This is a genomic window from Sanyastnella coralliicola, assembly GCF_030845195.1.
GTDB classification, from domain to species: domain Bacteria; phylum Bacteroidota; class Bacteroidia; order Flavobacteriales_D; family Sanyastnellaceae; genus Sanyastnella; species Sanyastnella coralliicola.
In genome coordinates this window covers 490,435-508,461 of the sequence record NZ_CP132543.1, presented here as the reverse complement: position 1 = coordinate 508,461, position 18,027 = coordinate 490,435, and the positions used below count along the sequence as shown (strand labels likewise).

The window sequence follows — 18,027 nt, the reverse complement described above, 5'->3', positions numbered from 1 at the left end:
CCCACCTTTTCCCTACCTTCGAACCATGAAGGAAAACGTAGGTAGTATCGACCGCATCGTTCGTGTCTTGATCGCCATCTTGGCTTCGATGATGTATTTCTCCGGACTAGTAAGCGGAATTCTAGGCTACATCGTTCTCGCCGTTGGCGGAATCATGTTGCTGACTTCAATCACTGGGGTATGCCCGATTTATAAGATGTTTGGGATGTCGACGTGTAAGCGCCGTAAGCAGTAGGCTGTAAGCTGTAAACGGTGGACCGTGGACCGTGGACCGAGAGAATAATAAATAATGATTCATGATTAATGAATTGTGATTTAGCATCCGCTGTTAACTACGAACCACGCACTACGAACCACGAACTACAAACCACGCACTACGAACCACTCACCACTCACCACATCACCCGTTCTTCCGAATCTTCACCCTCACAATCTCTGAGCATTTTCTTGCCTGTTTGTGTTTGGGCTCAATTTTGACCAACGCGTAGACTTCATCTTTTCCTGTTTTGTCTTCGTTGAGCATGTCTTTGATCACAGAACCAGTGATACAGCGATCCCAGCTTTCTTGTCCGCGGGGGTTGATGGTGCGGTTGGAGAAGGTGAGAAGACGGTCGTCTTTGCCGTTGAACATTTTATCGTCGCCCCAGAGTTCGATGCGTTCGATGAACTCTTCTCTGGCTTCTGCAGCACTCGATTCAAGGGTGTATTCGACCGTGACGTCGAGTCTTCTGGTGTTGGCGTTTTCGATCGCCAAGCGTACATTTCTTGGTTGCGCCATGACTAGAATTTTCGTTCGATAACATTGGATCTTCCACTCCCAGATTTCGCTACTGGTGCTACGAAGATATCCGCATAGTAATCATCCTTATACGATGGATCTTCATTCAGATCTGCATTGGAGAAGTAGGTACTGTAGCTTCGGTGAATCGTTCCCGCCTCGGCTTGGATAGGTTCGTCTTTCGCGAGGTAACCGATAATCTTTCCAATGTAGTTCAAGATGTTCCGATCATGTGAGAATAGCAGAATCGTCTCTTCGAAATTATTTCCAGCTTCATCGGCATCGAACTCGATCGAATACGACACCTTGACTTCACTCGCACTATTCCCAGGAGTGATCTCCAAGTCGATGTTTTTGATTTTCGGCATCAGATAAGGGTTTGTCCGAAGGTCGGGAATTTGGGAAAGAGATTCTTCCCCCAAAAGGAGTAGAAGGAACGCGGATTGCGGATTGCGGATTGCGGATTGCGGTGGACGGAAAGAATAATAAATAATGATTCGTGATTAATGAATAATGAATTGGCATTCACTATTATCTACGAACCACGAACATTCCATTCATTCAACGTTCAACCAAACCCCGTCCACCAATGTTGTCTAAAGTACACTTTCCCCACCCCACGGAAGCCGGACGCCGGACGCCGGAATAAAAACTCAAATTCTAGGGTAGGGTAAAAACATCACCTCTTGTATTTCATTCAGACAGGCTTAACTGGAGAAATGACAAGACGGGTAATTACATATCTAACGATCATGTTAGGAGCACTTTCGATGGCGACCGAAGCGGTGGCCCAGTATGCTCCAAACTTCTCTGTGACCGACATCAACGGACAAAATCATCATCTGTATCAGGATTACCTGCAGTATGATCAAGTAGTGGTGATCGGGATGATCTATGTTGGGGCTCCTCTAGTAGATGAGATGCTGCCTGCACTTCAGGATTTTGCTTTGGAAAGTTGGGACGAAGAAGTACCGGTTCAATTTATGATGATGTCTGGCGTCGACAATGATGAAGTCATGCAGGAGTTATCGTATGAGACAGGCTTTGAGCTTCCGATGGTCTCTATGGATGGAGGTGCTGATGAAGCGATTGAACCATATATGTCTGGTGAATTTGGTGTCTTCTTTGGCTACCCGATGTTCGTAGTGATTGGTCCTGATGCTTCTGTTGTATATGACCCTTGGGGCGAAACAATGGAAGAGACTATGGAAGAGACTATGGAACACATCAACCAAGCGATTCTTCAACTGCTTGGAGTCAACGTCGAAGAAAGCGTTGCGGAAGCTCGTCCGTCTATTTACCCAGTGAATGGTGGTATGGTAGTTCAGCTGCCAGACAACTTCCCTCCTGTTTCCTTGACGACGTTCGCGCTTGACGGAAGAATTCTCGACCAACAGCAAATCCAGCCTGGACAGAACTTCATTGAAGAAGATGAATCAGGTGTGGTGGTTTACCAGCTGAATGGTTCTGGAGTTCACTACAGTGGGAAGATTCTGATGCGCTAAGCGCACTCCCCGATTCTTTTTATCTCTTTCTAAGATTCGAATTACGACCTTTGCAGCATGTTTTTCCATGCTGACGATTCAACGATTTGTGCTTTATCGACAGCCCCAGGGATGGGTGCTATTGCGATGATCCGTGTTTCTGGTCCTGATGCCATCAACCTCTGCCATCAATTATTTAGCGGAGACTTGGTTAGTGCCAAGAGTCACACCGTCAAATATGGTCGCTTCATGGAAGGCGAACGCGTGGTAGATGAAGTAGTGATGACCGTCTTTAAAGGTCCGAACAGCTTCACCGGAGAAGATGTGATCGAGATCGCTTGTCACGGTTCTACCTATATCCAAGAAGAGATCCTGCGCATCCTTGTCGAGAACGGTTGTCGTTATGCGGAGCGTGGTGAATTCACCTTCCGCGCCTTCTTCAATCGTCGGATGGATTTAAGTCAAGCCGAAGCGGTAGCTGATCTGATTGCAGCTGAAAGTGCAGGCGCACATGAGTTGGCCTTAGATCAGATGCGTGGTGGCTTCTCGAAAGAAATCGCTGGACTACGAAAAGAGTTGATCAACTTCGCCTCTCTGATTGAGCTCGAACTTGATTTTTCTGAGGAAGATGTGGAGTTCGCTGACCGAACCGAGCTCACGAATCTTCTACTGAAGATCAACAGTGTGATCACTGCCTTGATCGATTCTTTCCGTTCGGGAAATGCCATTAAGAATGGCGTCCCAGTAGCCATCATTGGTAAACCGAATGCAGGGAAATCAACCCTACTCAATGCCTTATTGAATGAAGAGCGTGCCATCGTTTCAGACATTCCAGGTACCACACGCGACACCATCGAAGACTTCGTGGTCATCGATGGCATCAAATTCCGCTTCATCGATACGGCCGGGATTCGAGAAACCGAAGACGTTATTGAGAAGATCGGTGTCGAACGAAGCATGAATGCGTTCCGCGAAGCGAATATCATCACCTACTTATTCGATGTAAATGAGCTTTCGCCAAGCCAACTCGAAACCGAGCTCACCACCCTCAACCAAGAACTCACTGAAGGACAACAACTACTCATCGTCGGAAACAAAATCGACGCATCGAAAGTGGATCTTTCCGGTTATCCTTCTGAGGTATTATTTATCTCTTCGCTAGCGCGGAAAGGCTTACTCGAACTCCAAGAGAGCCTCATCAATGTCAGCAACCTCCAAGCGGTCAGCAAAGAACACAGCATCGTGACGAACGTCCGCCACCACGAAGCCCTCTCCAAAGCCCGCATCACACTACAGGAAGTCCTCACCGGCATGGAAACCGGCATCCCTGGCGACCTTATGGCGATAGATATTCGCAAAGCTCTCCATCACCTCGGCGAGATCACCGGCGAGATCACGACGGATGATTTGCTGGGGAATATTTTTGGGAAGTTTTGTATTGGGAAGTGATATTTACTAAGCACTACTCTGTAACACTAGAATAAACAAGGCAAATAGCAGTTTACAAGGGAGACAAAAACCCCTCAATTTTTGTCCCATTTTTCAATATTTAGCTTTTTTGATCAATTTTTTGTCCCATTTTTGTCCCACCTCACCCCTGTGGGACAAAATGAGACAAATACATTGCTATGAAGGTTACGGTTAGAGAAAAAGACATGGGAAATGGAACTTCTACCCTTTTTTTGGATATCTATCACAAAGGGAAACGGAAGAAGGAATCGCTTAAACTAAAAGTCTTTAACCAACCCAAAGACGCACAGGAGCGAAAACATAATAAAGAGATTCGCCTACTAGCGGATGACATTTGTGCCGAACGCCACCTACTTGAAGCTAAAAAACGCGCAGGTGTGCTTCAAGAGTTCCAAGTTGAAACGGAGTTCTTACCGTATTTCAGGAAACTCGCCGATGAGCGCTTTGAATCAAAAGGGAACTTTGGGAATTGGGACAGCGTCTATAAAATTCTTGAAGACTATATAGAGGAACCCATTCGTTTTAAGGATATCGATCGTGAATGGGTCATGCGATTTCGCAAGTACCTTGACAAAGAACACCGAGGTCGTGGTTACAAGCTTTTATCTCAAGCGACCAAGCACAGTTACTTCAATAAACTCAAGGCTTGTTTCAATCAGGCCATCAACGAGAAGATCATTGCCCATAGTCCGGCTCAGGGGGTAAAGAGCTTTTCTATCGACAAAGGCGCAGAACGTGTTTTTCTTACCAAAGAAGAACTCGAACGCGCGTTCTACGCTGAATGTGACTCAGAAATCTTGAAACGCGCCTTCCTTTTTTCTTGCTTTACAGGACTTCGTCATAGCGACCTCATGAAACTACAATGGCGGCACATTGACATGTCCAAGCCAGATCAACCTGTTGTGCGAGTCCAGCAGCGAAAAACGAAAGACACCGTTTCCATTCCTTTGAATGAAACAGCCTTCCGTCTTGCAGGAGAACCTCTGGATCCCGATGCCCGTGTGTTTCGAGGATTGAAATACAGCTCTGAGATGAACATCAAGCTTTCGCGATGGATGCTAAGGGCTGGAATAGACAAGAAGATCACCTTTCATTGCGCAAGACACACCTTTGCCACCGTCTTACTCAACGAAGACACAAATCTTGCAACCATTCAAAAACTACTTGGTCATCGAGACTTAAAAACAACGGCCATATATGCCAAGGTCATGGATCGAACCAAGCAAGAAGCGATTGATAAACTACCCAACTTATAGACTGTGGAAGCCAGAATCGATTTTCACCTTATGGAGCGACCGAAGGTAGGTTTGGAACTGAACCCTTCGGACATTTATATAAATGAAATCCTAAAGACCCCCCTCGACAATGAGGCTCATTTGAGTTATCTGTTCGTCGAGTTCAAAATTTTAATTGAAGACTTAATAGTTAACCGCTGCAAACCATTGAGCGAGGATGAAATCAATGCCCTCGGAGGAAGGGACAGATTGAACAATAATTTTAATCCACACACAGTATTTAAAGGCAGAACATCACGCTTGACGTGGATGAAATACTTCTGTATCAATCCTGAGGCGACCGAATTCAATGGGTTTATCGAGGGCGACACATACAGTTATGAGCAAAGCTTTAATATCTCTATTAACGAAGACAAAAGCATTGTTGGTCCTCTTATGGGCTTTCAGTTGCGTCATATAAGTCATTGGGATATTGAAGATTTTTTAAATCATCAGCAAAAACTCTACACCGACCCAAAGGAATTCCCTGATTTCATTTATCATGTCGTAAATGAGTTCCAGCAGATTATCGATGGGACGAAACAAATAATAGTTAACAGATGGCTTGATTCTCGCAGTAAACTGTCGACTTCAAAGAAACGACTTACAATTACTGAGTCTTTGATGCTGTTCTATGTGATTATCGAAAGTTTTGATTCATGGCCGGATAACTTCAGTATTAATTCAAGACAGGCCGTGGCAGAACTTATTTCAGTTGCAACAGACCGTAACACACAGAGCATTTTGAATCAATTTTCCAATTTTTTGGAAGAATCGCAAACAAACACAAAGTATCGATTGAGGGTTCAATCCCTAGTGAAAAACCTTAACATACAAGAACTTAGCGACGTCGCAGATAGGGTACTGAAGTAACAAAGTGAACCAGCTCTATATTATGAAAACCCATTATTAGCCAAGAACCACTCAGAACTTTAAGGTGTGAATAAACACAACAAAGTTATGAGTAACATAGACAGAAAAATCCAACCTGAGGAGCTACGTCTTCTCATCCGCGAAGAGCTCGATCGTATACTCGAGCATATCGCTCACCAACCAGTTTCTGAAGATGAATACATCGACCTGAGTGAGGCTGCTCGCCTCACCGGGTTCGCAGAAACCACCATCTATGGTCTCACCAGCAAGCGTGAGATCCCTCACTACAAACCCGGAAAGAAACTGCGATTCAAACGCAGCGAGCTTATCGAATGGCTCGAAAGTCATCGTCAAATGACCCGGGAAGAGCTCATTAGTAATTACAAACATCAGAAATAATGCGAAAGCAAGAAATCCTCTTGGCTACCAATGGTGGCCTGGACATCTATCAGTATGTCCTCAACCGAATGAATGTGAACGTGCAACTAAAAGGAGCAAGAGACTCTAGAATCAAGAATCCCTTTTATGAAGACTCCAATCCTTCCCTTTCCATCTACTATTCCGATCAAAGTCAAGAATACCTCTTCAAAGATTTCGGTAACGATGAATATAAAGGCGATGCTTTCACCTTCTTCGGACACTATGCTCGGCTAGATCCAAAATCACAATTCAGTGAACTATTGGGGCGAATTAGTTCGGACATACTAAACACAACTTTAGAAATCAATAAACCATCATCACGCATGAAAACACAACACAAAAAAGCGAAGAGAAACTTCACTTCATTGGAGGAAACACCACAAATGAAAGTTTCAACCGACTACTCGTATTGGCGAAAACTCTTCCCAAATTCCATTTCATTGGAAGAAAAGGCCAAAATATTCGGACTTATTCCAATTCAATGGATAAAACATGGCAAACTGAACTGGAACTCAACCAAACTAGGCAACATCTTCGCGTTTCAAGTTGGGAAGCATTCGTTTAAACTCTATAACCCTGAATCTTCCAATAAGATGAAGTTCATGTGGATCAATAAACCCGAGAATATCCACGAACATTTCATTTCACTGGTAAAACCAGGACAACCCGTTCTTATCTGCGAAGGCTACAAAGATGCATTCTCTGTCTTCCTGCATGGGTTGAACGCCATACCACATGACAATGCTGCTATCGATGTAAATCAAGCAATGATTCAGCAACTCATTGACATGCGCTGCACACCCATCATTTGTTTTGACAATGACGAAGCCGGAATGAAAGCCCAGGTGAAAGCAAGTGCTGCATTCCATTTGCCTTCATTACACATTCCAAAAAAGGTCAATGAGAGTGATGTGAATGACCTTACGGATTACTTAAGCGCAAGTGGGAGTGCGAAAAGTCTTGAGGCAGAAATAGCGGATATTCACCAACAGTTCCGTGAAACGGACCATCGTTTCAGGAATATCTTCCTTAGTAGAGATCTCATCATCCAAAATGCGAGTCAACCCGTCAAAAAAGATGATCCATTGCTCACATTGAATGGAAACCCGATCATTTACCCAGAGACATTGAGCATCATTCAAGGTGCATCAGGAACACATAAAAGCCGAATGTGCGAAGCCATTGTCTCTGCCCTCATTCAGAAAGAAGGAAATGAAGTATCGGGAGTGCAACGAAAAGAAGGACTGAAGCCCATTCGCGTCATTTACACTGACACCGAACGCAACCAAAAATTCCAATTCCCATTCGCATTGCAACAAATGAGAGAAAATGGCGGCTACGATCGATTCAAGCACATTTCATTACTTGAGCCATTGTCATTGATCAATGTGAAGCGAAATGAGCGAATGACCTTCCTTCGCAACCACTTGGAACGATTTGCGATGGAAAGCAAAGGGCCTGTAGTCATCGTCATTGACATTCTAACCGATTGTGCATCGAACTTCAATGAGGTAGGTGACACCATGGAACTTACAGATTTGATGAATGAAATGATCAATCAATACGCGGCAACTATCATTGGTGTCATCCATTCTAATCCAGGCAGCAACAAAGCACGTGGCCATATCGGTACAGAAGTAACGAATAAAGCATCTTACATGGCCTCTATGAATCTATCGGACAACCTGATTGAAATGAAGTGTTTGAAGAACCGAAATGATCGGCCTCATTCAAATGAGACTTATGCTTTTGATGAAGACTCTAAACTACTTCGCACCGCCAATGAAGCAGAACGATTGGAACGCAAGAAAAAGGGGAATATCAATAAAGTGCTTGATCTGCTTGAGAGTCATGAACCCAATGTCGATCACCGAACAAAAGACCTTCTCAAAAAGATCATGAACATCTGTGAATGTGCCGAACGGACGGCTGAAAATCTTCTCAAAACCATCAGCGAAGATGCAATTCCGGTCGATATTGATGGAATAGTACACATCTTAACACGTAAGCGAGGATCGGTGAAACTCATTCCAAAAGTGGACGTCACACAGATCAGCCTGGACAGAGCATAAAACCCTTGGTTCATAACGATTTTCTCTTTTCAAGGAGAAAACGCAAACGCAATTACTATATAGTGGTTGCGCTTTGCGGTTTTCACTATTTTGCTGTTATGGACATGGAGCAATACAATAAGCAACAAAGAGCTAAACGCGAAAACGATCTACGTTTGAAGTTTTGTCAAAAACACGCAGCTCCCCTGACAAGGATGATCCTACAAGACGAAGATTTTGGCATTCAACTAATTGAAGGAGACCAGATCGACTGTTATTACAGCAAAAAGAAAACGAAGTCATCGAAAGCCTCATCAACTGAAAGTCAAGAAAATTTTTCTTTCAAAGATCTCTACGACAAAGCGTCATATGCCATTATTAAAAAAGGAGAAAATGAAAGCTATAGGCTCGAAAATGCATTTGCTTTTGAATTGTTTGATAATCAAACAGCAATTATCTTAGAAGATATAACAGGAAGAATTGAATGGAAGTATGTCCCCTCATTCATTCTGCGTAGCAATTCCAACCGATTATGGCAGTCCCTTTCAAGGCTAGTAGATAACATTCCTACGGCGGAAGTTTATAAGTACAGGTACAAATTTGATTGGAGAAACCTTTGCGCCAATTCTAGAAAAACCTTCACCGTCTCCGAAGGTCTATTCAAGGAATTTAATACGGAGATTGTGAATGAACTGAAACAATTCATTCTATTTGATCTGCTCACTCTCAATCCTGACCTTGAGTATTCAGATCAACTCTTTACCGCCAGCGACAAATGGGACGTCAAATTCATTTCGGGGAATCACTCTTTTGAATCTGAATTTCTTCAAAAAACAATTGAAAATGAGCACGCAGAATGGACCTCTTCTTTTGATAAGGTGCCAAAAGAAAAGCATGAACTAGAAAGAAATAGGAAACTTTACAGCCTACCATATTGGGATTATAGATTTTCATTTTGGCATACACGGGACAAAAAAAGCCTGTCTCCCTCTATTTCAAGTAACTGCAAGATCAAGTGGTCACATGAGACTTGTAAAAAGTACTTTTCAAAGATCGATCCTTGGCAGATGACCTACTCCTCATTTATAGATGAACGAGTTGCGACGTTATTAGAAGAGAGGCTGTTTGAAATCTGCGTGATTGATGTACAACAAACTCGAAGGAGTGATGATCGTGATCGACATTACATCTGGCAATCGGGATGGCATAACCTCTTTCAAAATGGAAACGCCAAGTTATCATTTGACTATTTGTGCTCCATTCAGGATTATGAGGTCTCAATGATAGAATACGAAGGAGATGCAAGTACCGGTCATTTTCCTTTTATCAAGAACTACAAGCTTGGCTCCATAATGACACCTGGTACTCTGACTAGGAATGTCACAGCCCTAGATATTTATTCTGAAAAGTTGAGCACTCCAGAGCTTATCAATCGATCTTTTATCCACCCAGTAATATTCGAGAGCATCATTAAGCCAGATCTTATTGAGTTCGACATTAGATTGGCTGACATCCTTAATCTAAAGAAGCGAACCTAAGATCATAAGTTTTATCTAATCCCTACCTAAGTGGGTCCACCCACTATCTCCTAAATCCCCCAGTTGGCCGTCTGTAGCATCATAAAAGTCAGAATTATATGATCGACTTGAGTCCTCTTCATGATCATCTTCAACTCTTGACTTAGCGTTTACCTGCATAAAGAGCTCACAGTTAACCAAGCTATCTGGGCCATAAAACAACCGACCTCTATCGTAAACCCCAGTGTCGGTAATGTAAAAAGTACCTGGCTCCATAACCAACTCTCTCACCTCTCGAACTTCCCACCAACCATTGGGCACTTGAAAAACAATCAACACGACATCCTCTTTGATTCCAGGGTAGTTTTCAATTTGATAGCTCACTTTTAATCGAAGACTATCAGAATATCTCATGAAGCCATGTTCCGTCTCTACCCTTAAATAGCAATCTGGAATAGTAAAAACCAAATCAACATCCGAGGTTGCACCCTCTCTTCTCTTCTCTTGAACCCTGATAGAATCACCAAAATCGGTACCCCCAAATAATTGGACATCGACTATATGGTCTAATTTCATCTCCAATCTCCATACTTCGTCCGAGTAACATAGGATTCTTGAACGAAGCTGTGTGATAAACTCGTTAAGATCACTAAAATCCAATTTCTCGCATTGGCACCCTGTAGAGTGAGGAAACTCAAGGCGGTAAATTTCATTTTTCATCCCTTTCTATTTGCAGGTAGATACACCAAAGACTTTCCAGAACATCATGGCCATTTTTTTGCATTGTTACGGTCTATAAACCAAATACTAAAGCTATTGCTTACTGAACATACGTATGCTCAAAGAGCATAATATTCGCAGAATAAAGTCAAATTGATAATGCAGAGGGATGCGAGTAGCAATCCTTCCATTCTAATTCTTCTGAAACATTTACAAATCTATGCTCCTTCGCCATATCTATTGAACGACTCGATAATATCAAAAATTCTATCCTGTTGTTCATCTTGTGGGAAAACTCCGTCAATTCCAAGGTTATGAATCTTTCTAAAGGCATTTGCATCGTATAACTTACTTGGATCTATTTTGCCATTCTTAATTAAAAAGAGTTTGATAGTATCCAAAAACTGAATCTGGATTGAACTCAACTGATAATCATTGATAAAATCGGCAAAGGCCTTGTTAACACTCTCCTCGGACAAACCGGTCAGTTTGATTACAAATTTCACCAGATCAAAGTTTCTACCAAGTTCGTACTCAACTTGTTCTTTACGTATACCATCGCTAAATAGTATTACTTCAAGTGATTCTAGTTCGGCAGGAGTTATCGTCTCACTTCGTCTTATTCGCTGGACCGTAATGTGGTTGTTATTCTCTCGAATCAACTCTTCTAATCTATGAATTGTATTGGGAAAAGGTGAGCCATATTGATCCGTGATGTTGCCATCTTCAAAAGTCGGGACGGTTTCAGTATAATCGTACAATTCATCCTCAAAATTGCTTGTCACATACTTCTGATCAATGGGATCAATGTACTTGATTAATTCTCTAATTCCTGAACGAATTTGCTCAAGGTGACTTAATCCTTCATTCTTCCAAAATGATTCTTGAAGAGGAAGACCAATGAGATCTTCTTTGTTTTTAACCTCTGGTATCGTTGTTTTCTTAAGAAGCTTTTTTGATAGGATGGCAACCTTTGTGATAGGAAGAGTATAGGAGGCGATGAAGTCTTCAGTGTTTGGGGACTCAATTCTTTTTATCATTAAAGAATACAACAACTTGTCATAATACCTTGCTAGGTCTACATCTCCTTTTCGAGGTTTAATTAGCCCACTGAGTTCATCTTTGATAATCTTGATGTCTTTATTATCAAGATGGTTCCATAGTTCACGATTATCACTGCCATACTCAAGAACAGTCTTCAATTTCATTCGAACATCAAAACGAGTTTGATCTAATAATGATACATCGTGATGCAACGAATCCAAAAGTTCTTTTCGGTAATTCTGAAGAGACGCATCATTCTTGAATTTGCCGTCTTTCAAATACTCAGACAGCTGTAATTTTAGATTAAAAACAATTTCTGTCAAACTCTTTTGAACACTTCCCTCGATTCCCCTTGGGTTCTCTTTGAAGAATTCGAAGTTTCCACATAGGTCAAAAATTAAGAAATGAGTTTTATCGTCGTCAGGTCCAAATAAATCTGGCCTCAAGCGAGAACCACGCCCTACCATTTGCCAGAATTTTGCGTAGGATTTCACAGGCTTGTAAAACACCAAATTCACACAACTAGGGGCATCAATACCTGTATCCATCATATCGACAGAAATAGCGATTTGTGGTAAACGGTCCTTTTCTTCATCGCAAAAGCGTTGAATGAACTCTTCAGCTTTGGGTTCTCCGTGAGTTATGACCTTAACATAGTCATTACCAAATAACTCCTTGTCCAGCTCTAGAAGTGTATCTTTTAAAAACTGTGCGTGCTTTTTATTTCGTGCAAAAATGATAGTCTTTCCTAGCTCTTCTCCACCTCTTTTCTTGATGCCCAGCTCTATTACTTTTTGTAAAGTCTTTACGGTGGTATCCTTATTGAACAACCATTCATTCAATGCGTTTTTGTCTACCCACTCGTTACCCGTAGGCTCTTCTCCTTCCAGGATTTCATCCTCAAACGCCTCTTTTTCCTCATCTGATAGATCAGCATACCTGATACCCTTTTGCAGAAACTTTGTCTTCAGCTCAATGGTATGATAGGGAACTAGGTGCTTGTTATCAACGGCTTCGTCGAATGTATAAGCGTCGGTAGGTGTTTTATCTGGAAGACCAAAAATCTCATAAGTATTATGATCAATGCTTTCTTTAGGTGTGGCTGTAAGCCCCAGGAATAAAGCGTCGAAGTACTCGAATATTGCTCTGTATTTCTTGTATATAGATCTGTGCGCTTCATCGATAATAATAAGATCGAAGTGACCAACACCGTAAAACCTTTTTTCCTCATCTCTAGAACCATCAATTAACCCCATCATTGTTTGATAGGTCGAAAAAGCAAAACGGGCATCAGGATTATCCTTATCCTCAAGCAGGTTAACACACAAGTGATTTGGTAATAACTTTGTGAAGTTGCGTTTAGCCTGTCTTACTAGACTTTTTCTATCTGCAAGAAATAGCACACGTTTCGCCCAATTACACTCCAACATTAGCTTTGAAAACGCGATTGAAGTTCTCGTTTTACCTGTTCCTGTAGCAAGTACCAAGAGTGCACCTCGGTTTGTTCCAATTAACTTCCCTGATCTTTTATCATTTCCGGCGTAATGTTCCGCAATACTTTTTATTGCACGCATTTGATAAGTTCTCCCCCCGCCTCCGGCAATTTCAAGATCGATTGGAGCAGTTCTTATGTCTGTTCTATGATCTCTTCTGAACATGATAGTTTGTAACTCTTGCTTGGTATAAAAACCATGAACGGGTCGTGCTGCTTTATAGAATTGATCGTCCCATAGATAAGTTTCGAAGCCATTTGAATAATACATAACCGGCCTTCGACCAAACATTTTTTCAAGACTATCAGCGTATAATTGGGCTTGGTTTTCACCTTTGGAAACGCTCTCCATGGTTTTTTTGGCTTCAACCAAAGCTAGTGGCGTTCCATCATCATCCCAAAGCACGTAATCCACAAAACCAGTTTCGGATTTATTAGTGGATTTAGGCATATAATTCACTTTGTATTCTTTGTCTTTCGCGCCTGTTAGGTCCCATCCCGCTTCGCGTAAAGACACGTCAATAAAGAACCTTCGAGTTTCTTTCTCATTCCTTGGGTGATGGACTTCATCTTCTTGGTTTGCCTCAACTTTGTTCGCTGCGATTTCTGCTTGTAGCTCAGCAATTCGTTTCTGGAATAATTCGTTTTCTTGATGTAGTTGTAGATTCTTTTCTTTCGTTTCAACAAGTTCGTTTTGAAACTTATCTAACTCTTTGTCAAATCCCGACTGCAAAGATTCTAACTGCTTCTTTGACAAGGCTGCTTCTCCTACCTTAGGTACAATTTCCCAGTCAAACAATCCTGATACGTTTACATCTTCCTGAGTATATGATTTTACGAACCACTTGGAAAAGTAGAAGAGGTTGGTTAGAACCTTCTCAGAATCTCCTTTACTTACTGGCTTATTGTGAATAGCCAGATTACCAACTTTTCGTATTATGTCAATTTCGTTGTAAAGTCTAATGGGAAACTGATCCTTAAAATCATAATTCTTCATCAAAGAGTTTAATGAAGTGTCGTAAGGCATTTCAAGGTCATAGTCGTTGGTGTACATCCAGTTTACGGCAAGTTCAAGAGCCATCCTCGCACATGCTAGTGAAGTTCTTGCGTCGGTAATTGCAAGTTCTTCGGACTTTTTGGCTCTGTCAAAAAACTCAGGCCACTTACTTTCGAGAAACTGGAAATTAGATTTCATCACTCCTTACTTATTGTACCACCCTCGGCGTTTATTAATATCGTCCATGAGATTGTTATCGAGATCTTCAATTAGCGATTTTAATAGCTTAGATGGGGTTCCGTAAAGCAATCGATATTTTGGATTACTCGTCAAACGCATAGTATCATACTCGCCTTCCAACACAGCCATATAATCCATCGTAGTCTCCATGCTATCAAACCATGTATAGGCTACTTCATTTTCAAATGAACCATCGCCCGAAAAGTTCTTCTTCTCAAATTTTAAGTAGTTCCTGAAGATGAATTTGTTCTCACCATCCTCCGAGTAATCAATGTAAACTCTTCCCCATGTTCGATCCTTCTGTTCTGAGATCCCAATTTGTATTATTTCAATGCTCATAAATGTTTACTTAATGTGTTTTAAAACTATTCCAATGTGTTTTAAAAATGCCAGCCAACGCTACCTCAAGGAAGTAGAGATCATAATCATTTTCAACTGGCACAAAGGTTATATTGAAAGTTCTGATCTTCTTTTTTGCTTTCTCCATCATGTCATCTGTAACAGAAGCTCTGGTTACTTTTTGATCGCCTCCATCCCAGTGTTCTGTCATCAAATAGGCTAGTGTACATTCATTATGATTCTTTCCCCAAGCGTGTTGTTTTAGCCTCCTAAATATTGTTCGGCTTATGCCTATATAGATAGGCTTAACCTTATCGTCTTCAAATTCTCCCATTACATAAAGCCCTTTCAACTCATTCACCTTACCCTTGGACAGATCCTTTTTAGTTAAATAGCTATTTGGCTCTATCCCAAGTTTTTCAAACATTTTTACCTGTCTACGAATTCTCCCCTTATTGTCCTTTTTGTATAGATCATCAATTCTTGGGCAATCATGAAAGTTCAACGATTTGAGTATCTCCTTTGACATTGACTGTGCTTCAGTCAACAATGAATGAATATTTGATGGATATGGCTCTAGCTTGTAATTCATTTATTCAGAAACAATCTTGTTCTCTACCAATTCTCCTTTGAATGCTTTTTGAAGTAAGCAATTGAATAAGTCCTGACTTTGTTTAAGCTCCTTTTTTAAAATGACCTTTTGTTGCTCCACCAGAAGAATTTTTTCTGCAAATTTTTCCTGTAGTAGTTTTGGCGGAACAATTATTGGCAATTTCTTCAAGTCTCCGAGATTGATTCCTTTTACTGCTGCACCTTTAATAAACTTTTGATAGTTTCGACTAAAATGAATATTCTGAAGAAGTTGATTTAAAAAATAAGGGTTTATGGTTTCATTACAAGCTAATCTAGCTGTATCTTGAGTGATGTTTGCGCCTAGAAACATCGGGGGTACCATACATGTTCGACCAACATGCCCTCTTATTGAGAACAAAATATCACCTGCTTTTAATGTTGACCTTTTATACTTGTCAGAAATCTCAATCGTCGTATGACAAACTGATTCTTTAATAATTTCCCCATTTCTTACATCAACAACTTTTATATATGGAACACCATCAGGTTTAATATCTTGACCCGGCTTAAGAATACCATAAGTAATTGGTCTCTCTTCGTCAATTACTTCAATCAATTGCTTCGTTTCATATCTTGATTTATTGAGAATTGGATTTCCAAACATTTCATTAAAAATGCTTTGGGGTAGAGCATTGTATTCTTCAACAAGTTTTAAAGCATTCTTCTGAAGTCTATCTGCATCTTCCAAGATTTTTGTGATTCTCTTCTGCTCTTTAAAACTGGGAAATTCACAATCCAGATATTTTAAAAAGTTCTTAGTGATACCTCCGACAGTGGCCCCACGAAAATCTCTTAACATTTGGTTTTGTCCAAGGTCTGAAAACAGAAAATAAAAGAAGTATTTGGGGTTGATTGTATCATCGACAACCAAACGGTAAACATGCTCATTGACTGCACACCGAGTAAGTGGAAAATCAGAACCAACAAAACTCACCTTACCTGTTGTTGCTCCGTCTTTAACAATTAGGATATCGTTCTCTTCGACGATCCCTTTTTTAAGTTTATTGAAGTAGTCTATGGATACAAACTTCAGCTTGCTAAGCTTAAAGCCCCCGTCTTTTGAAAGGTGTTCCCCTCCTAATGATGGAATCCCTACCGTTAAAGCCCCTCCTCTTGGTCTCGAGCCGGTCTCGAGTTTTAAAATATGATCTTTAAGCATCTAATATTGATTTAAGATCGTTCATTAAAACAGCTCTTTCATCCGAAAGATTTTGTATTCTTTCCATTAGCTTGGAAGGTGGGTCATACTTTACTTCATCATATTCTACTTCCTTGTACCTTGTAATGCTCAAGTCCCATTCATTATCTTCGATTTCATCAAATGGGACTAAAAAACTTTGTTCAGTTCTTTTGTGATTTTCTTTACTCCTTTGTGCATAACGTTCAATTATATCCGGAAGGTTGAACTTATCGTGTAGTGCTTCCTTCTGCTCAATTGTTAACTCGTCAGACCCTTCTCCGAAAGAGAAAGCGTCAAATATATCTTCATCTACTAACAAATTTCGCTTATCATCAAGAGACTTTCCATCGGCCTTCATATCATAGAACCAAACATTATCGGTTCCACCTGTTGAAGTCTTTGTAAAAATCAAGATCGCTGTGCTAACTCCAGAGTAAGGCTTGAACACCCCACTAGGCAAGGATATTACTGCCTCCAACTTATTGTTGGCTACAATTTCCTCTCGAATACTTTTGTGTGCTTTTCCACTACCGAACAACACTCCATCCGGAACAATAACAGCGCAACGACCACCTTTTTTTAATTGCCTTAACATTAAAGCTAAAAACAACAACTCTGTCTTAGTGGTGTTTGTGACATTTTTCAGTCCGGCAGAAATACTATCCTTATCAATTGTGCCTTTAAATGGAGGATTTGCAAGTATCAGCGTATATTCATCAGATACTTTGTTGTCTTTCGATACGGCATCAACGTCAATGATGTTAGGCTCTTCAACACCATGTAGATAGAGGTTCATGGATGCAATACGAAGCATGGTTGCATCGAATTCCATACCGTTGAACATATGCTTATTGATATGATCTGCATGCTTGTCCAACTCGGTTACATCATAGTGTTTATCGATGTACTCTTTGGCTGCAACCAAGAACCCGGCAGAACCTGCTGAAGGGTCACAAATGCTATCCTCTAGTGTTGGTTTCATCAACTCGACCATCAATTTGATAATGTGACGTGGTGTTCTGAATTGGCCAGCGGTTCCTCCACCTTCAAGCTTAGATAACAAGTATTCGTAGATATCTCCTTTCGTGTCTTGATTGGTCATATCAATACCTTCCAATTTCTCCATCACTTGATCTAAAACCATCGGCTTAGAAATACCAAATGTCGCACCTCTCATATAAGTAGAGAATAAGCTCTTATCCTTTCCAAGCGATCGAATAAATGGAAATATGCCGTCAACTGTATTCGAGAAAATGGCGTGCCTGGCATCAACATCCATTTCTTTCAAGTTCTTCCATCGGAAATCTTGTTGATCCGACCCGAAGATTGGTGTGTACTTAAAACCACGCTTGGCTTTCCGTTCGTTTCGAGTCTCTGTCTCATCAAGATCTCGAATAAAGATCAAGTAAGTTAGCTGCTCCACAATCGTGATTGTGTTGGTCACACCACCTGTCCAGAACGTATTCCAGATTTGATCTATTTGCGATTTTAATTCTCCTGTTATCATTGAATGAA

Annotated in this window: 16 protein-coding genes; 8 read left to right on the top strand and 8 right to left on the bottom strand. The window is 41.1% G+C overall.

The features are described from left to right. The first annotated feature begins 25 nt into the window (after positions 1-25). Complete coding sequence (locus RA156_RS02115; protein WP_306642398.1) at positions 26-235, top strand: YgaP family membrane protein; 210 nt, start codon at positions 26-28, stop codon at positions 233-235. A gap of 165 nt (positions 236-400) precedes the next feature. On the opposite strand, the gene RA156_RS02110 is transcribed toward RA156_RS02115, so the two are convergent. Both RA156_RS02110 and RA156_RS02105 read right to left on the bottom strand, forming a co-directional pair. Then, positions 401-778 (bottom strand): hypothetical protein, encoded by a 378-nt coding sequence (locus RA156_RS02110; RefSeq protein WP_306642397.1) that lies wholly within the window; start codon positions 776-778, stop codon positions 401-403. A gap of 2 nt (positions 779-780) precedes the next feature. Continuing rightward, on the bottom strand, positions 781-1,146 hold the full coding sequence (locus RA156_RS02105; RefSeq protein ID WP_306642395.1) for a hypothetical protein: 366 nt from the start codon (positions 1,144-1,146) through the stop codon (positions 781-783). 384 nt (positions 1,147-1,530) lie between these two features. On the opposite strand from RA156_RS02105, the gene RA156_RS02100 reads away from it, so the two are divergent. The 7 genes from RA156_RS02100 to RA156_RS02070 all read left to right on the top strand — a co-directional run bounded on the left by RA156_RS02100 (position 1,531) and on the right by RA156_RS02070 (position 9,888). Then, positions 1,531-2,283 (top strand): hypothetical protein, encoded by a 753-nt coding sequence (locus tag RA156_RS02100; protein ID WP_306642394.1) that lies wholly within the window; start codon positions 1,531-1,533, stop codon positions 2,281-2,283. Between the two features lie 57 nt (positions 2,284-2,340). After that, on the top strand, positions 2,341-3,711 hold the full coding sequence (gene mnmE, locus RA156_RS02095; RefSeq protein WP_306642393.1) for a tRNA uridine-5-carboxymethylaminomethyl(34) synthesis GTPase MnmE: 1,371 nt from the start codon (positions 2,341-2,343) through the stop codon (positions 3,709-3,711). Between the two features lie 179 nt (positions 3,712-3,890). Then, positions 3,891-4,988: a site-specific integrase gene (locus tag RA156_RS02090; protein WP_306642392.1), complete on the top strand. Its 1,098-nt coding sequence runs from the start codon at positions 3,891-3,893 to the stop codon at positions 4,986-4,988. A 3-nt stretch (positions 4,989-4,991) separates the two neighbouring features. Continuing rightward, positions 4,992-5,879 carry a hypothetical protein gene (locus tag RA156_RS02085; RefSeq protein ID WP_306642390.1) on the top strand — a complete coding sequence of 296 codons (888 nt, stop codon included), beginning with the start codon at positions 4,992-4,994 and terminating at the stop codon, positions 5,877-5,879. Between the two features lie 87 nt (positions 5,880-5,966). Then, a complete protein-coding gene (locus RA156_RS02080; protein ID WP_306642388.1) occupies positions 5,967-6,278 on the top strand; it encodes a helix-turn-helix domain-containing protein in 312 nt (103 codons plus the stop codon). Further along, complete coding sequence (locus tag RA156_RS02075) at positions 6,278-8,371, top strand: AAA family ATPase (protein ID WP_306642386.1); 2,094 nt, start codon at positions 6,278-6,280, stop codon at positions 8,369-8,371. Before RA156_RS02080 ends, RA156_RS02075 begins: the two co-directional genes overlap by 1 nt. Positions 8,372-8,469: 98 nt before the next feature. Continuing rightward, on the top strand, positions 8,470-9,888 hold the full coding sequence (locus RA156_RS02070; RefSeq protein ID WP_306642384.1) for a hypothetical protein: 1,419 nt from the start codon (positions 8,470-8,472) through the stop codon (positions 9,886-9,888). A 15-nt stretch (positions 9,889-9,903) separates the two neighbouring features. On the opposite strand, the gene RA156_RS02065 is transcribed toward RA156_RS02070, so the two are convergent. From RA156_RS02065 to RA156_RS02040, 6 genes are all read right to left on the bottom strand, one after another. Next, entirely contained in the window at positions 9,904-10,281 is a 378-nt protein-coding gene (locus RA156_RS02065; protein ID WP_306642382.1) for a hypothetical protein, read from the bottom strand. 524 nt (positions 10,282-10,805) lie between these two features. Continuing rightward, entirely contained in the window at positions 10,806-14,318 is a 3,513-nt protein-coding gene (locus RA156_RS02060; RefSeq protein ID WP_306642380.1) for a DEAD/DEAH box helicase family protein, read from the bottom strand. A 6-nt stretch (positions 14,319-14,324) separates the two neighbouring features. Continuing rightward, positions 14,325-14,699 carry a hypothetical protein gene (locus RA156_RS02055; RefSeq protein WP_306642379.1) on the bottom strand — a complete coding sequence of 125 codons (375 nt, stop codon included), beginning with the start codon at positions 14,697-14,699 and terminating at the stop codon, positions 14,325-14,327. Positions 14,700-14,709: 10 nt separating this feature from the next. Continuing rightward, positions 14,710-15,291, bottom strand: a complete 582-nt coding sequence (locus RA156_RS02050) for a GIY-YIG nuclease family protein (protein WP_306642377.1) — start codon at positions 15,289-15,291, stop codon at positions 14,710-14,712. Then, on the bottom strand, positions 15,292-16,491 hold the full coding sequence (locus RA156_RS02045) for a restriction endonuclease subunit S (RefSeq protein ID WP_306642375.1): 1,200 nt from the start codon (positions 16,489-16,491) through the stop codon (positions 15,292-15,294). Beyond that, the gene (locus tag RA156_RS02040; protein ID WP_306642373.1) at positions 16,484-18,019 is read right to left on the bottom strand and encodes a type I restriction-modification system subunit M; all 1,536 of its coding nucleotides are present in this window, start codon (positions 18,017-18,019) and stop codon (positions 16,484-16,486) included. Before RA156_RS02040 ends, RA156_RS02045 begins: the two co-directional genes overlap by 8 nt. Between the last annotated feature and the right edge of the window lie 8 nt (positions 18,020-18,027).